General features: G+C 66.9%; 10 protein-coding genes, 1 tRNA gene and 4 pseudogenes. 11 read left to right on the top strand and 4 right to left on the bottom strand.

What is annotated here, in order from left to right:
* The first annotated feature begins 19 nt into the window (after nt 1-19).
* Both QM806_RS15955 and QM806_RS15950 read left to right on the top strand, forming a co-directional pair.
* On the top strand, nt 20-1,225 hold the full coding sequence (locus tag QM806_RS15955; protein WP_005572206.1) for an acyl-CoA dehydrogenase family protein: 1,206 nt from the start codon (nt 20-22) through the stop codon (nt 1,223-1,225).
* 164 nt (nt 1,226-1,389) lie between these two features.
* Entirely contained in the window at nt 1,390-3,024 is a 1,635-nt protein-coding gene (locus tag QM806_RS15950) for an acyl-CoA synthetase (protein ID WP_120659281.1), read from the top strand.
* On the opposite strand, the pseudogene QM806_RS15945 reads toward QM806_RS15950, so the two are convergent.
* A pseudogene (locus QM806_RS15945) lies at nt 3,011-3,430 on the bottom strand (nitrate ABC transporter substrate-binding protein); the annotation flags it as partial. The gene QM806_RS15950 and the pseudogene QM806_RS15945 sit on opposite strands and share 14 nt — an antisense overlap.
* A gap of 74 nt (nt 3,431-3,504) precedes the next feature.
* On the opposite strand from QM806_RS15945, the pseudogene QM806_RS15940 reads away from it, so the two are divergent.
* The 3 genes and pseudogenes from QM806_RS15940 (at nt 3,505) to QM806_RS15930 (ending at nt 5,377) form a co-directional block, all read left to right on the top strand.
* Nucleotides 3,505-4,141 (top strand): annotated as a pseudogene (locus tag QM806_RS15940) (ABC transporter permease).
* 23 nt (nt 4,142-4,164) lie between these two features.
* A pseudogene (locus QM806_RS15935) lies at nt 4,165-4,458 on the top strand (2-oxoglutarate and iron-dependent oxygenase domain-containing protein); the annotation flags it as partial.
* A 274-nt stretch (nt 4,459-4,732) separates the two neighbouring features.
* Nucleotides 4,733-5,377 (top strand): GntR family transcriptional regulator, encoded by a 645-nt coding sequence (locus tag QM806_RS15930; protein ID WP_005572201.1) that lies wholly within the window; start codon nt 4,733-4,735, stop codon nt 5,375-5,377.
* Between the two features lie 72 nt (nt 5,378-5,449).
* On the opposite strand, the gene QM806_RS15925 is transcribed toward QM806_RS15930, so the two are convergent.
* Nucleotides 5,450-5,526, bottom strand: a tRNA-Met gene (locus QM806_RS15925).
* Nucleotides 5,527-5,970: 444 nt separating this feature from the next.
* On the opposite strand from QM806_RS15925, the pseudogene QM806_RS15920 reads away from it, so the two are divergent.
* A pseudogene (locus QM806_RS15920) lies at nt 5,971-6,300 on the top strand (transglycosylase family protein); the annotation flags it as partial.
* A 475-nt stretch (nt 6,301-6,775) separates the two neighbouring features.
* On the top strand, nt 6,776-7,330 hold the full coding sequence (locus QM806_RS15915; RefSeq protein ID WP_005240188.1) for a transglycosylase family protein: 555 nt from the start codon (nt 6,776-6,778) through the stop codon (nt 7,328-7,330).
* Nucleotides 7,331-7,406: 76 nt separating this feature from the next.
* Here QM806_RS15915 and QM806_RS15910 read toward each other — a convergent pair whose 3' ends face one another.
* Nucleotides 7,407-10,385, bottom strand: a complete 2,979-nt coding sequence (locus tag QM806_RS15910) for a UPF0182 family protein (RefSeq protein ID WP_082359909.1) — start codon at nt 10,383-10,385, stop codon at nt 7,407-7,409.
* Nucleotides 10,386-10,539: 154 nt separating this feature from the next.
* Between QM806_RS15910 and QM806_RS15905 the strand changes: the two genes are divergently transcribed.
* The gene (locus QM806_RS15905; RefSeq protein WP_005564840.1) at nt 10,540-11,151 is read left to right on the top strand and encodes a PPA1309 family protein; all 612 of its coding nucleotides are present in this window, start codon (nt 10,540-10,542) and stop codon (nt 11,149-11,151) included.
* A gap of 4 nt (nt 11,152-11,155) precedes the next feature.
* Here the strand turns inward: QM806_RS15905 and QM806_RS15900 are convergent, their stop codons facing one another.
* The gene (locus tag QM806_RS15900) at nt 11,156-12,178 is read right to left on the bottom strand and encodes a YlbL family protein (protein ID WP_166680677.1); all 1,023 of its coding nucleotides are present in this window, start codon (nt 12,176-12,178) and stop codon (nt 11,156-11,158) included.
* 113 nt (nt 12,179-12,291) lie between these two features.
* Between QM806_RS15900 and QM806_RS15895 the strand changes: the two genes are divergently transcribed.
* The 3 genes from QM806_RS15895 (at nt 12,292) to QM806_RS15885 (ending at nt 16,084) form a co-directional block, all read left to right on the top strand.
* Nucleotides 12,292-13,719, top strand: a complete 1,428-nt coding sequence (locus tag QM806_RS15895) for a zinc-dependent metalloprotease (RefSeq protein WP_120659284.1) — start codon at nt 12,292-12,294, stop codon at nt 13,717-13,719.
* 119 nt (nt 13,720-13,838) lie between these two features.
* A complete protein-coding gene (locus QM806_RS15890; protein WP_283292010.1) occupies nt 13,839-14,732 on the top strand; it encodes a hypothetical protein in 894 nt (297 codons plus the stop codon).
* On the top strand, nt 14,729-16,084 hold the full coding sequence (locus tag QM806_RS15885) for an ABC1 kinase family protein (protein WP_054248208.1): 1,356 nt from the start codon (nt 14,729-14,731) through the stop codon (nt 16,082-16,084). Before QM806_RS15890 ends, QM806_RS15885 begins: the two co-directional genes overlap by 4 nt.
* Nucleotides 16,085-16,129 lie beyond the last annotated feature (45 nt).

Below are 16,129 nucleotides of genomic sequence, written 5' to 3'. Positions count from 1 at the left end.
TCGAACTAAGGAAACTGTCATGATCAACCTCGAACTTCCCAAGAAGCTCAAAGCCTCCGCGAATCAGGCGCACCAGGTCGCCGCGGAAATCTTCCGGCCGATCTCCCGCAAGTACGATCTCGCCGAGCACGCCTACCCCAAGGAACTCGACACCATGGCCGCCATGGTGGAGGGACTCAACGACTCCGGTAAGGGCGCGGCGGGCGCCGCCCTCGGACGGGGCGACGAGCCGAAGGTCATCGGGAACGTGAACGGCGGCAACATGTCGTCGCTGATGAACGTCATCGAAACCTGCTGGGGCGACGTGGGTCTCACACTGGCGATCCCGTACCAGGGCCTCGGCAACTCGGCCATCGCCGCCGTCGCCACCGACGAGCAGCTCGAGCGTTTCGGCAAGGTGTGGGCCTCGATGGCCATCACCGAACCCGGTTTCGGTTCCGACTCCGCCGCCGTCACCACCACCGCGGTGCTCGACGGCGACGAGTACGTGCTCAACGGCGAGAAGATCTTCGTCACGGCCGGCGAGCGCTCCACGCACATCGTCGTGTGGGCCACCGTCGACAAGACGAAGGGCCGCGCCGCGATCAAGTCGTTCGTCGTCCCGCGCGACGCCCCGGGCCTGAGCGTCGCCCGCCTCGAGCACAAGCTGGGCATCAAGGCGTCCGACACCGCGGTCCTGCTGCTGCAGGACTGCCGGATCCCCAGGGACAACCTGCTCGGCACGCCGGAGGTCAACGTCGAGAAGGGCTTCGCCGGCGTCATGCAGACGTTCGACAACACCCGTCCGATCGTCGCCGGCATGGCGGTCGGCCTCGGCCGCGCCGCGCTCGAGGAACTGCGCAGCATCCTCTCCGACGCCGGTGTGGAGATCTCCTACGACACTCCCGCGTACAACCAGCACGCGGCCGCCGCCGAGTTCCTGCAGCTCGAGGCCGACTGGGAAGCCGCCTACCTGCTCGCGCTGCGCGCAACGTGGATGGCGGACAACAAGAAGCCGAACTCTCTCGAAGCATCCATGTCGAAAGCGAAGGCCGGTCGCACCGGAACCGCCATCTCCCTCAAGGCCGTCGAACTCGCCGGCACCTTGGGCTACTCGGAGCGCCCGCTGCTCGAGAAGTGGGCGCGCGATTCCAAGATCCTCGACATCTTCGAGGGAACGCAGCAGATCCAGCAGCTGATCGTCGCTCGCCGTCTGCTCGGAAAGTCGTCCGCCGAGCTGAAGTAGCAGCTCGAGGGGGACTTCCATCGAGGGGTGCAGCCCCCGCCGCACTCACCTGCGGCGGGGGCTTCTTCGTGCGGGACGTCCGGCTTCACCGGACCGCGCGGCCGGCCCCCTCACGTCATCTACGCTGGACGGGAAATCCGTCACTGCAGCCGGAGGGGTTCTCCATGCCAGCTCAGCACTTCCTCACCAAGATCACGGACACCGTGGGAGCTGTGCGGGTGATGAACCGCGCAGGCCTCGTTCCCTTTCCCCGCGTCGACCAGGGCGTCCGATCGATCCTGGCCGTGCGGAAGTACGGTCCGTTCGCCGGGCCCGTCCACGCCAATGCCGAGGCCGGACTGGATGCGGTGGCCCTGATCGACGAGCGCGGCCCGCTCACCTACACCGACATCGAGGAGCAGTCCAACGCCCTGGTGCGGGCGTGGCAGGCCGATGGCATCACTCCCGGTTCCGTCATGGGATGCATGTGCCGCAATCATCGCGGCCTGGTCCTGACGATGCTCGCTGCCGCCAAGAACGGCACCAAGCTGGTGCTGATGAACACCGGGTTCGCCCGGCCCCAGCTCGTCGACGTCGCCGCCCGCGAGCAGGTTCAGGCGTTCGTATACGACGACGAGTTCCACGCGGTCGCCGAGGCCCTCCCGGACGAGGTCCTCACCTATCGCTCCTGGGCGGAGGACGATTCGACGTCCCAGGTCGGCACGCTCGACGACGTGATGGAGGGCAGAGACCGCAGTTCGCTGCCCGCGCCGTCCACGCAGGGCGGATTCGTCCTCCTCACCAGCGGCACCACGGGCACACCGAAGGGCGCTCCCCGCGGACACACGTCGCCGCTCGCGTCGGCCCAGTTCCTCGACCGGGTTCCGCTGCGACGCGGGCAGACGATGATGATGGCGGCCCCCGCGTTCCACGGGACCGGAGTCTCCCAGTTCGCACTGGCACTGGCACTGGGCCAGACCGTGGTGATGCATCGCAAGTTCGATCCGGAGAACACGATCCGCCTGGTCGAGAAGCACCGCTGCGACACACTGGTCGTCGTTCCCACCATGCTGCAGCGCATCATCGACCTCGGGCCGGAGACCCTGGCCAAGTACGACACGTCGAGCCTGAAGATCATCTTCGCGGCCGGATCCGCCCTCTCCCCCGACCTCTGCAAACGCACCACCGCCGCTTTCGGCGACGTGCTCCACAACCTGTACGGCTCCACCGAGGTCGCCGTCGCCACCGTCGCGACTCCGGCCGACCTTGCGCTGGCGCCGGGCACCGCGGGGCGGGCACCCGTCACCTGCCACGTGGAACTCTATGACGAGTCGGGTCAGCGGATCACCGAACCCGAGACCGTCGGACGGATCTTCGTCGCCAGCGGTCTCAGCTTCTCCGGATACACCGACGGTCGCGACAAGGAACGCATCAACGGTCTGCTGTCCACCGGCGACGTCGGCCACTTCGACCGCAACGGCCTCCTCTTCGTGGACGGCCGGGACGACGACATGATCGTGTCCGGCGGCGAGAACGTCTACCCTCTCGAGGTCGAGAACCTGCTCGCCGACCGGGAGGACGTGCTCGAGGCCGCTGTGATCGGTGTCGAGGACTCCGAATTCGGCCATCGCCTCCGAGCTTTCGTGGTAGCCGGCCCGGGATCCGCAAAGGACGCCGACGAGTTGAAGGCCCACGTCAAGTCGAACCTGGCGCGGTACAAGGTGCCCCGCGAGGTCATCTTCATCGAAGAACTTCCCCGCAACGCGACGGGCAAGTTGCTGCGTCGCGTCCTGATCGAGATGGACGTCACGGAGAGCTGATCCCGATCCCGGGATCGGTGAACCGGTTCGTGTAGATCTGTTCCGCGGTCGGCGAATCCGGGATCGCGGCACCCCCGGCGACGAGGATCGGTTTCAGTTCGTCGACCGTCCCCTGCACTCGCGCCATGTCGTACGTTCCGACCGATCCGTCGGCCTCGTTCGCGATCAGCCCTTCGTCCTTCAGCAGTGTCGCACTGAACTCCGCCTCACCCTCGGCATAAGGCGAGAACGAGGAGTCCTGGGACACGCCGTCCACGATGGCCTCGTTGGTGGACTCGGGAGCGGAGACGTAGTCGGCGGTGGACTGCTGGATGATCGGCACCAGCTTCTGCAGGCACGGCGTCAGCGATTCCACCTTGTCCGCGCGGACGGAGACGATGGACGCGTAGATGTAGCCCGAGTCCTCCCGTCGCGAGCGCGCGAACCCCGGCCGTCACGGCCACGAGCGGCCCCTCGGCGCGGCGGCCGCGAACGGTCAGGATGGCCGCGGGCCTGCAGTTACCCGTGCTGTCGCCGGCGGGAGCACTCGCCCTGTGGTCCGCGGTGAGCTGGTTCGTCCTCTCCCCCGAACGGCAGTTCCTCCTTCCTCCGCCGAATCGCGTTCTCACGCAGTCGCTCCTGGACTGAAAGCACCTGTCCCCTATGCTCGAGGCCCTCGCCGTCACTGCCCGCGTCCCGCTGATCGGCCTGTGCTTCGGTTACGGAATGACGGCCCGCACACTCGTTGCGTCCTCATCGCCGCCTTTCCCATCATCACCAACACTCACTTCGGACTCCAGTCCGTCGACCGCGGCCTCCACGACCTGTTCACACTCGGCCGGGCATCCCGATGAGATCGCCTGGTGAAGCTGGAACTTCGACGGCACTGCCCGCCGTTCTCACCGGCATTCGCACCGCGTCCGGCCTCGTCGCGGTCGGCACGATCATCGGAGACCTGTTCTTCGCCAAGGGCGAGCCCGGCATCGGCACGCTTCTCGACGTGTTCCGCAGCCGGCTCCAATCCGAGGATCTCGTCGCCGCGATCGTGATCGCGTCCGGTGTCGCCGTGTTCTCCGCGTTCGGCATCCTGTCCCGACTGCTCGTCGGCAGCTGGCACTCGTGCTGCCACAGATCCTGAGCACACCTTCACGAAAGGCCGTCATGCTCACTTCCCCGTTCTCCGCCCCGACCGTCGACATCACGCCGTATCTCGCCGGGGGAGCCCGCGCCCACAACAGTGCCGAATGCGCACGTGTGGCGGCGGAACTCGACACCGCCTGCCGTGAGGTCGGCTTCGTCCAGATCGTCGGTCACCGGATTCCCGGAGCGACGGTCGACCGGCTGGCCAGTGCACTCGACCCCGCGTCCGAGTCCCTGAGCATGAGTCTCGGGGTGGAATCCGCGAATCGGATGAACGACTTCTACGAAGCCTTCGTCGTGGGAGCCGAGACCACGACGCCGTGATCGAACCGCTCCCGGGACTCTCGTCGACGGGGTGCCGGGATATCCGCCGATCACGGTCGCGGAGAACATCGCGGCCAAGGTCGCCGGCGTGAAGCGGGCGTCAAACCGACTGCGGCACTTCGCGAAGCCGCGCGGGTCCTGTCCACCCGCTGGCAGCATCAGTCGGTGGGGCGCCCTCCCGCCGGCGATCGAATAGAGTCGACGCAGGAGCCGGGCCGGGCGGCGAGGTCACGACCCGCCTCGAGGAAAGGGTTCGGAAGGATCGATGACACACACGGAGCGAGCCCTGCTCACCGAATCCGTTCACGACACTCTTCGTGAACAGATCTTCTCCGGCGAACTGCCCCCTGGTACGCCACTCAGCGTTCCGGCGCTGGCCGCGAAACTGAACGTCAGCCGTACCCCTGTCCGGGAGGCCGTGCAGCAACTCATCTACGAGGGCATCGCGGTCTACACCCGCAATGCGGGCGCCAAGGTCGATTCTCTCGACGCGGACTCGATCCGCGCCGTCTTCGAGGTCCGTGAGGTGCTCGACGGACTGGCCGCATTTCATGCGACTGCCGCCGCCACCCACGAGACGGTGCAGCAGTTGAAGAAGATGGTGCAGGTCCAACGTGAGCTGCTGGACGGTCCCGCCGATCAGCGCCGCGATTCACGGCTCGACCTCGAATTCCACACCCTCATCCGGGAAACCGCGCGCAACAAGCCACTGAGCGTAGCCCTCCTGCGGTTGGACGGGCAATCGCATCTGTACCGGTCGGACATGTGGAGTGCGGATCTGAATCGGAGGCTGGCCGTCACCGAGCACGAGCGGATCGTCGGCGCCATCGAGTCCGGTGACGCGGTCGGCGCGCGGGCTGCAGCATGCGCCCATGTGGCGGGATTGCTGGTACGAACGACGCGGATGTGAGGGTCGCCCTCGACGGGGGCGAGCAGACAAAAAAGAACCGGCGTCCTGGATTCCAGGACGCCGGTTCTTCAGTGGTAGCGGGGACAGGATTTGAACCTGCGACCTCTGGGTTATGAGCCCAGCGAGCTACCGAGCTGCTCCACCCCGCGTTGCATGAACAAAGTTACACGAGCGAACGAACGGATTGCAAATCGCCCGGAAAGCGTCCGACTAGCAACCTTTCAGCACCACTCGAGTCACATCCGTTACCTGAATGTTATGACGCTCGTCACATTTCGGGCGAAAATCTGTAACGCTGCCGAGACCTGAAACGTCGGGGACGACCTGGGAAAACAGCGGTCGTTCGTCCCAGCATTTGGACGCCCGTCACAGAAAATCGACCCGTGACCATTCCGTGATCACCGCGTACGTTCGTTGCCAGCCCGAAACTACCGGGCAACGCCGACCCGCCGCAGCTCGACCTGCCCCCGCGGGATTCGGAATCCCGACACCTCGAGGGGCAGGGACGAGGACAGATCGACCACCGGGTCGGCACACCAGCCGTTACCGCACCACCACCACCTCGTCAGCAGGCGCGGAGAGGAAACAACCACATGACCAATTCCAGCATCGTCAAGCGGACCATGGGCGCAATCGCACTCACCGGAGCAGTCATCGGAGTGCCGCTCGGCCTGAGCACCGGCACCGCATCGGCCGCTTCCGGAGACTGGGACGCCGTCGCAGCGTGCGAGAGCAGCGGCAACTGGGGCGCCGACACCGGAAACGGCTTCTCGGGCGGTCTGCAGTTCACCGACAGCACCTGGGCAGCGAACGGCGGCTCCGGCTCACCGGCCAACGCATCGCGCGAGGAGCAGATCCGCGTCGCCGAGAACGTCCTGGCAACCCAGGGACCCGGCGCCTGGCCGGTCTGCGGACAGTACCTCTGATCCGCACCTTGCTCGAAGTGCCCCGCGCGCAGCACGACTGCGCGCGGGGCACTCCTGAATAGCGAGTCCTCGTCTTACACCACCGGGACCCGCTTTCCTGCCATTTCGACGTGAGCCGCTGCACAAAATCGTGGTGATCCCCACCACATAACAGCAGGGTAACGAATAGACGCCGAAACGATATCGAGACGCTCTGACCTGCAAAGACAGCGATAATTCGCCGTCGCAGCCGGACAGCTGTCCACCATTTTCGCCAGGTGAACTGCGGGCAAAGCTCCCGTACGGTCGCTCTCGGCCCGAAACAACCGGGCGAAAGCCGGCCCGCCGCTGCTAGCTCTGCCCCGCGGGTTCGGAATCCCCGAAACCTTCGAGGGGCAGGGACGCGGCACAGACTCGCAGCCCGGCGTGACGACGCGAACGTCGTCGCCCGCAGGCCGGCCACGCCAGCAAGCGCGGAGAGGATTGACCCCGCATGACCAATCACAGCATCAGCAAGCGTGCCCTCGGCTGGATCGCCGTCACCGGAGCCGTCGTCGCCGTCCCGCTCGGACTGAGCACCGGCACCGCCTCCGCCGCTTCCCACAACTGGGACGGCGTCGCCCAGTGCGAGAGCGGCGGCAACTGGGGAATCAACACCGGAAACGGCTACTACGGCGGCCTGCAGTTCTCGCAGAGCACCTGGGAGGCCAACGGCGGCACCGGCTCGGCATCGAACGCCAGCAAGGCCGAGCAGGTCCGCGTCGCCGAGAATGTTCTCGCGACCCAGGGCCAGGGTGCATGGCCGGTGTGCGGTCAGTACCTGTCCACCGGTGGCGGCGACGTCGCCGAGGCTCCGGCCCCCGCCCCGGAGCCCACCCCGGCCCCAGCCCCCGCCGCTCCGGCTCAGGTTCAGGCACCCGCCCCGGTCCAGCCCGCCGCACAGCAGGCGCTCGACGCCGCGCGTCAGGTCGCCGAGCAGAACGGCTACGGACAGCAGTTCCAGCAGCTGGTGGACACCAACCCGCAGCTGGTCGACGCACTGCGCTGATCTTTTGCTCATACGACGAGGCCCTGTCATCCGGTTCGGATGACAGGGCCTCGTTCTCGTTGTGGCCGAGACGCCGCTACTTCGGGATCGCCTCGTACGCGGCGACCGCCTTCTGGACGCGAGCGAGCGCTGCGCCGTAGGCCGCGAAGTCACCGCTGCGCTGCGCCGACGTCAACGCGTCGAGGGATGCGTCCAACTCCGCCACGGCCGCCGAGACATCCGTGCCGGACGGCGGTGTCGCCGGAGCGGTGGGCGCCGGTGCCGCACCCTGATCGACGGGCGGCGTGGTGCCGGTCTCCGGGGGCGTCCCTTCTTCCGCACTGGGTGCCGTCGCCACCGAACCCGTGCCGGCGCCGAACACCTGGTCGAGCGCCTGCGCCAACGTCGGGGCGTACCCGACACGCACACTGTTACTCGGCGGTGGCTCGCGGTAGCTCACCAGCACTCGGGACAGCTGCGGGAACGTCGACGTGTTCGGGCCCGTCGAACTTCGCTCCGTATACATCGGTTCGACATAGAGGATGCCGCCGTCCGCGATCGGCAAGGTCAGCAGGTTGCCGTACTGAATCTTGTTCGATCTCTCGAGCAGGGTTCTCTCCGACGCCACCCGGGGATCCGAGATCATCGAGTTCTGGGTCTGCTGCGGACCCTGGGTCTGCGTGTCCGTCGGCAACTGAAGCACGGTGAACTTGCCGTAATTCTCCGGATCCGACTTCACCGACAGATATGCGGACAGGAACTCGCGACTGTAACCCACCATCGCACTGGTCAGATTGAACGACGGTTTCCCGGTCTCGGGATCACCGACCAGCACGTAGTACGGCGGCTGGTTCGCGCTCGTGTCGATCGTGGGATCGCTCGGAACCGACCAGAACGCGTTGTTGGTGAAGAACTCCTTCGGATCGTCCACGTGGTACTTGGCGAGCATCTCGCGCTGCACCTTGAACAGGTCCTCGGGATAGCGGAAGTGCGCACGCAGTTCGTCGGGAATCGAATCCGCCGGCTGAACCGCATCCGGGAAGACACCCATCCACGCATCGAGCACCGGATCGTTCTGGTCCACCTGGTAGAGCTTCACGGTGCCGTCGTACGCGTCGACGGTGGCCTTCACCGAGTTGCGGATGTAGGACACCTCCTTACGGGGCAGCAGGCGGCCGGTGTTCTGGTCGATGCTGTCCTCGACGAGTCCGTCGAGCGAACTGCGCTGGGCGTACGGGTAGTCCTGCAGGGTGGTGTAGGCGTCCACGATCCACACGACCTTGCCGTCGACGACGGCCGGGTACGAGTCGCCGTCCGCGGTCAGCCACGGGGCGACGTGCGTGACACGGTCCCGCGGGTCCCGGTTGTAGATGATCTTGGAATCCGAACCGATGGCACCGGAGAACAAGATGTTGCGCTCGGTGTACTTGGCCGCGAACGCCAGCCGGTTGAACCAGTTGCCGATCGGCACACCACCCGAACCGGTGTACGTGTAGCGCGAGGTGTCCGTGTCGTACTCCCGCGGATCCGAACCTTGGGATCCGCCGACGATCGCGTAGTCGGCGTCCGTGTCGGCGATGACCTCGCCGTAATAGATGCGCGGCTGCTCGACCGGGATGACCTGGTTACCCGCCTCCTGCGAAGCGATGTCACTGACCATGTAGACGGGGTAACCGCTGTTGCTGTTCGCGGCTTCCTCGGCGGACTCGCCGGCAGCGGCGTTCACCCGGTTCGCGGGGGCCGCGACCAGTCCGTTGCCGTGCGTGTAGACGGTGTGCTTGTTGATCCAGTCCGTCTGGTTACCCGTCAGGCTCTTGGACGACAACTCGCGGGCCGCGACGATGTAGTCACGCAACTGCCCGTCGATGTCGTACCGGTCGATGTCGAGCGTCGGCGGGAACCCGTAGAAGTTCTTCAACTGCTGCTGCTGGGTGAACGTCCGCGACAGGATGTTCGGATCGAGCAGTCGCGTGTTCTCGATGGTCGTGACGTCGGCGGGCACGTCCCGCGGCGGCTTCGTTCCGTACCCCTGATAGTCCTGGTACTCGACCTTGTCGTCGGTGATGCCGTACGCCTGCCGCGTGGCGGCGATGTTCCGCTCGATGTACGCGCTCTCCTTGTCGGCGGCGTTGGGACGCACCGAGAACTGCTCGACCACGAGCGGCCATACGGCGCCGACCAGGATCGAGGAGAGCACGAGAAGCGCTGTCGCCATTGCGGGAATCCGCAGATCGCGGAGGAAGATCGCCGCGAAGAACGCGCCCGCGCAGATGACCGCGATGGCCAGCAAGATCAACTTCGCCTGCAGCACCGCATTCATGTCGGTGTAGCTACCACCGGTGAACGTGGGTTCCTTGCGGCTGCTCGACAGCAGCGAGTAACGGTCGAACCAGTACGCGACGGCCTTGAGAAGAATGAACGTTCCCGCGAGCACCGCCAACTGGACGCGCGCCGCATTGGTCAGTGCCCCGCCCCGGCCCGCCAGCTTCAGCCCGCCGAAGATGTAGTGCGTCACCAGGCTCGCGAAGAACGCCAGCAGAACCGCGACGAACAGCCAGTTGAGGACGAAACGGTAGAACGGCAGATCGAACGTGTAGAAGCCGACGTCGAGGCCGAATTCGGGATCGGCGACGCCGAACGCGCCGCCGTTGACGAACAACTGCACCGTCACCCAGCTGGACTGGGCGATCAGCCCGGCGAGCAGTCCCACCGCGATCGGAATGGCCAGGCCGAACAAGCGCAGCCGAGTCATCACCGTGGTCCGGTACCGCGCCACCGGATCGTTGGGACCCGACACCGGGACGAACACCGGCCGCGAACGGTAGGCGAGCAGCAGTGCCAGCCAGACGATTCCGCCGACCACGACCCCGACTACGAGGAAGAGGAGCAGACGGGTGACGAGGACCGTGGTGAACACACCACGGAATCCGACCTCACCGAACCACAACCAGTCCGTGTAGGTGCTGATGAGCCGAGGGCCCACCAGCAACAGGGCAGCGACGACAAGCGCCAGCACCAGCAGCACTCGGCTGCGTTTGGACAACGACGGTAAACCTGCGGGGGGCCGCATGCCCACGTGCCACACTCCAAGAACTCGGCGACGCTGTCGCGCCGCGATCAACTGCACCGTTCGTTCGTCCACACCCGAACAGCAAGGGCGTGACCGTTTCGTCCCACTCTACGTAACAACCGAGAGATGCGGCCGTCGGTCCTGTTCCGGGGGTGCGAAGATGGGTCTCGTGAGTGAAGAGAATGTGAACCGAGAGACGGACGCCCTCGCCCGCTGTGTGCGCGAGGTGGTCGAATTCGTCGATGCCGGAGGGTGGGATCAGCCGCCCCAGATGTTCGCACTCGTCCCGACCGAACTGCTCGCGGCCGCCGAACCGAGCCTGCTCGACCAACTCGCCGACGGCGCGGAATTGACCCCGGTGGAACAGGATCCGTTCCCCGACGACATCGACGGCGGGTCGCGCGCACTCGACGAATTCCTCGCCACCACCAGCTGGCCGGAGTCCGTGGTGGGGTGCGCACTCGTTCAGGAGATCGTCGTTCTGCCGCCCGAGGCGGAGTCCGACCTCGACGACGCGCTCGTCCCCCTGCTGTCCGATCGCGACGCCGCCGACGACGCCGCGCGGGCCGCGGCCGAGTCGCATCCCGACCGCCGGTCCGCCCGGTTGATCGCCGCCGTGCTGCGCGACGGACCGTCGTTGTGCCTGATGCAGTTGCGCCCCGACGAGGACGCCGACCCGTACGCCGGGATCGAACTACTCACCTACGACGATCTGGCACCGAACCTCATCAGCGCGTTGTACGCCACCCTCGACGCGACCGAGGAGGACTGACCGCTCAGCAGTGCGGCGCGTCGGCTCCGGTATCGATGGCCTCGAGCGCATCGACGGCTCCGTCGAGGTTCTCGACCTTCACCAGCCGGAGCCCGTCGGGCGCACCCTGGCGTGCCTCGTCGCAGTTCTTCGCCGGCACGAGGAACGTCTCGGCGCCCGCCTCCTCCGCGGCGATCAACTTGTACTTGATGCCGCCGATGGGGCCGACGTCGCCGTCGGAGTCGATCGTGCCGGTGCCGGCGACGAACTTGCCGCCGTTGAGTTCGCCCGGGCTGAGTTTGTCGATCACGGCGAGGGTGAACATGAGCCCCGCCGAGGGGCCGCCCACGTCGGCGAGGTTGAAGTCGATCGTGAACGGGACGTCCGGGATCTCTTCGGGAGTGATCCCCAGGTAGCCCTTGGACTCGTCGTCCGGGCGTGCGCCGAGCACTACCCGCACCGTCGTCTCGGCGCCGTCGCGCCGGATCACGATCGGCACCTCCGTCTTCGGGGGCACATCGGCCACCGCCTCCTGCACACCACCGACAGTGGACACCGGCTTTCCGTCGACACTCACCAGCACGTCGCCCTCGCGCAGCAGTCCCTGGGAGGGGCCGTCCTCACCGACCTTGGCGATCCGCAGGTCCACCGGCTTGCCCAGGAAGTGGAGTGCCGCGAGTTCCGCGCTGTCCTCCGACTGCTGGAAGTCGGCGTCGTTCTCCTGCTTGACCTCGTCCTTCGACTTGTCCGGCGGGTAGACCTCCTCGCGGGGGACGATGCCCTGGCGCCCACTGGCCCACAATCCGAACGCTTCGAACACGTTGAGGTCGTCGCGCACCGCGACCGTCGTCATGTTGAGGTGGCCGGTGGTGTCGTCGACCTCCGTTCCCTCGATGGCGACGACTTCCTCACCACCTACTTCGCCGAGTGTGTTGAACGTGGGTCCCGGCCCGAGGGCCACGTACGGCACCGTGATCACCGTGCCGAGAATTCCGAGTACCACGATCGGGGCCAGCGCAGCCAGAAGCGTCACGATCCGTCGATTCACCTGGACCAGCGTAGAGCGCGAACCCGCGGACACGACTGTCGGCCGTCCGCGTGTTCGCCGTCAGCGTGACGAGGTGGACAGCCACGGAACCATGCGCCTTGTACCGTTGAGTCATGAGCAATCCGCCCTTCGGCTTCTCCAAACCCGACGACGATCCCGATCGTGACAAGAACACGGGGGATCAGAACGGGCCCGACCGCGACAAGAACGCGGGCGGTTCCGGCGACTTCGGTTTCGGGGCGGGTGGTTTCCCCGCCGGGGGCTTCGACCCGGCCTCCCTCGGCCAGATGCTGACCCAGTTCGGCCAGATGCTGAGCGGGATGGGCACGTCGATGGGGTCCGGTGAGCAGAGCGGCCCGGTCAACTACGAGATCGCGAAGAAACTCGCGCGCCAGCAGATGGGGTCGGTCGCGCCCATCACCCAGGGCAACTCCGAGGCGATCGCCGATGCCTCACGGCTCGCGGAACTGTGGCTCGACGCCGCGACGACGCTGCCGGCGGGCGCGACGAAGACCGTCGCGTGGACGCCCAACGACTGGCTCGACAACACCCTCGACACCTGGAAACGGCTGTGCGACCCGGTCGCGGAGAAGGTGTCCGGCATGTGGGTGCAGGGGCTGCCCGAGGAAGCGCAGCAGATGGCCGGCCCCATGATCGGCATGATGAGCCAGATGGGTGGCCTCGCGTTCGGCTCCCAGCTCGGCCAGGCCCTGGGCCAGTTGTCGAAGGAGGTGCTCACCTCCACCGACATCGGTCTCCCCCTCGGTCCGGCAGGCACGGGCGCACTGCTTCCCGCCGCGGTGGAGCGGTTCAGCAAGGGGCTCGAACAGCCCGACCGCGAGATCCTCGTGTTCCTCGCCGCGCGGGAGGCCGCCTACCAGCGCCTGTACAGCCACGTCCCGTGGCTGCGTCAGCGTCTCCTCGCCACCGTCGAGGAATACGCCCGCGGCATCACGATGGATTTCTCGGCCATCGAGGACATGGCGAAGGGACTCGACCCGTCCGCGCTGACCGATCCGTCGCAGCTCGAGAACATCCTGCAGCAGGGCGCATTCGAACCCCAGACCACACCCGAGCAGAAGCAGGCCCTCGAGCGACTCGAGACACTGCTCGCCCTCATCGAGGGCTGGGTCGAGGTCGTCGTCGCGTCGGCACTGAACGACCGACTCCCCGGCGTCGCCGCCCTCAGCGAGACGCTGCGCCGCAGGCGTGCGACCGGCGGACCCGCCGAACAGACGTTCGCGACGCTCGTCGGACTCGAACTGCGTCCCCGCAAGGTCCGGGAGGCCGCGCAGCTGTGGACTCGCCTCACGTCCGAGTCGACCATCGACGCCCGTGACGGCGTATGGGCCCACCCAGACCTGCTGCCCGACTCGTCCGATCTCGACAGCCCGGATGCGTTCGTCGAACGTGTGCTCGGACGCGGCGACGGCGGCGATTTCGACAATCCGATGGCACAACTGGAGGCAACCGAGGCCCGCGAGCGGGCCGAGGAGGCCGAGCGCGGCAAGTCCGGCAAGGACGACGGCCCCGAGTCCTGACCTTCTGACCCCACCAATTTTTCGATAGCGGGAAATCCACAGGTCGAAGCACGTTTCGGCCTGTGGACAACCCGCGTTTTCGGTGCTGATGCCGGGTCGTGGCCTGCGATCCTCAGCGTGTGACCATCCAGCCCACGCGACACGTCGGTGTCACTCTCGATCCCAGGATCGCCGTACTCGTCCGCCCCGACGGGCGCCTGCAGTTCGGCTGGGATCCCGAGCGCGCTCTCGTACTCGCCCCGCCTCCCGGGGTCCGGACCGAGCAACTCCTCGCCGTCGTCCGACTGCTCGACGGCAAGAACTCGCGGCCGCACATCCTGTGGACTGCCGTCGGGTACGGCATTGCGCCCACGGACGTGTCGAAGCTTCTCGGCGACCTCGACCGGGCAGGTCTGATCGATGTCGCCGGGACATCCCCCGTCGCGGACACGATCACGATCCGCGTGCACGGGCGCGGCCCGCTGTCGGATGCGGTGTCGGCCGGGCTCACGGACGGCGGCATCCGGGTATCCCGCTCCTTCCACTATTCCGCCGACAGCGACGTCCGGCGGTGGAACGCCCTGTGCGTCGTGCTCGCGGACGATCTGGTGGCGGAACCTCGGCTCGTCGCGGATCTGGTCCAGAACGGGACACCGCACCTGCAGGTCCGGCTGCGTGACGGCCGCGGTGTCGTCGGCCCTCTCGTGCTCCCGGGCAACACCAGTTGCCTGCGGTGCGCCGATCTCCTCCGCGCCGCGTACGACGAGGACTGGCCGCACCTGTCCGCTCAGCTCCTCGGGACGGTCGGGCACGCGAGCCCCGCCGTGATCATGGCCACGGCCGCAGTCGCCCTCGGCCAGCTCGAGGCCGTCTTGGCCGCGCCGCGAGGCGCGCCGCCCAGCAGCCTCGACGCGACGCTCGAGATCGATCTCGGGGCGCACCGGCTGGTGACCCGGCGCTGGCCGCGGCAGGCGAGCTGCAGCTGCACGTACCTGGCACCCGCTGCGGGCGAATCGAACCGCCTTCGGTCATGATGCATGATGGTGGGGTGTCCGACATCCCCCGCAGGAGTTCCGCCCGCACCGCCAAACTCGCGAGCATCCCGTTGGGAATCGCGGGGCGTGCTGCGATGGGCTTCGGCCGGAAGCTGACCGGCGGCGACAAGGACGAGATCGACGCACAGCTGAGCGCCAAGGCCGCCGAGCAATTGTTCGCGGTCCTCGGCGAACTCAAGGGCGGCGCCATGAAACTCGGGCAGGCGCTCAGCGTCATGGAGGCGGCGATCCCCGAGGAGTTCGCGGAGCCCTACCGTGAATCGCTGAACAAGCTGCAGGCGCAGGCGCCTCCCCTGCCCGCGCGGGCCGTCCACAGAATGCTCGACCAGCAGCTGGGCACCAAGTGGCGTGACCGGTTCCAGTCGTTCGACGACACTCCGACCGCATCGGCCAGCATCGGCCAGGTACACCGCGCGGTCTGGGCCGACGGTCGCGACGTGGCCGTCAAGGTTCAGTACCCCGGCGCCGACGAAGCGCTGCGCGCCGACCTGAAGACGCTCGGCCGATTCGCGGGACTGTTCGCCTCGGTCATGCCCGGCGTCGACGTGCGCCCGGTCATCGACGAGTTCACGGCCCGCACCGAGGAAGAACTCGACTACCGGATCGAGGCGAACAATCAGCGCCGCTTCGCCAAGGTGTACGACGGGGATCCGCAGTTCGCGATTCCGCACGTGGTCGCCAGTGCCCCCAAGGTCGTGGTCACCGAATGGATGTCGGCGAAGCCGCTGTCGGCCATCATCGCCGACGGCACCCCCGAGGAACGCAACACCGCGGGTGCACTGCTCGCGGAGTTCCACTTCGCCTCCCCCACCCGCGTCGGCCTGCTTCACTGCGACCCGCATCCGGGTAACTTCATGCTGCACAGCGACGGCCGCCTCGGTGTCATCGATTTCGGTGCCGCCGCACCGTTTCCGCACGGGCTTCCCCCGGTGCTCGGGTCCATGGTCCGGCTGGCGCTCCACGAGCAGTTCGACGAACTGACGGAGTTGCTGCACGCCAACGGATTCGTCCTGCCCGGCCGAACGGTCACCGACAAGGAGATCGCGGACTACCTGCGTCCCGTCACCGACCCGATCCGCACCGAATCGTTCCACTTCACCCGCGCCTGGCTGCAGAAGGCCGCGGGTTCCGCGACCGACCTCAACAGTGCGCAGTTCCGGACGGCCCGGGCACTGAATTTGCCGGCGGAGTATCTGATGATCTTCCGGGTTCTCGTCGGCTCGGTGGGAATCTGCGCTCAGCTGGACGCATACGCGCCGTACATGGAGATCCTCACGCGGTGGCTCCCCGGGTTCGCCGACCCCGCCCCCGAGGACGAAGACACCGTCTGAGCCCGTAAACACAGAACGGGCGTTCGCCCGGCCCACTCATGTGAG

It is taken from the genome of Rhodococcus sp. IEGM 1351 (assembly GCF_030056875.1).
GTDB lineage: Bacteria > Actinomycetota > Actinomycetes > Mycobacteriales > Mycobacteriaceae > Rhodococcus_F > Rhodococcus_F opacus.
This window is presented reverse-complemented; position numbering and strand designations above follow the sequence as displayed.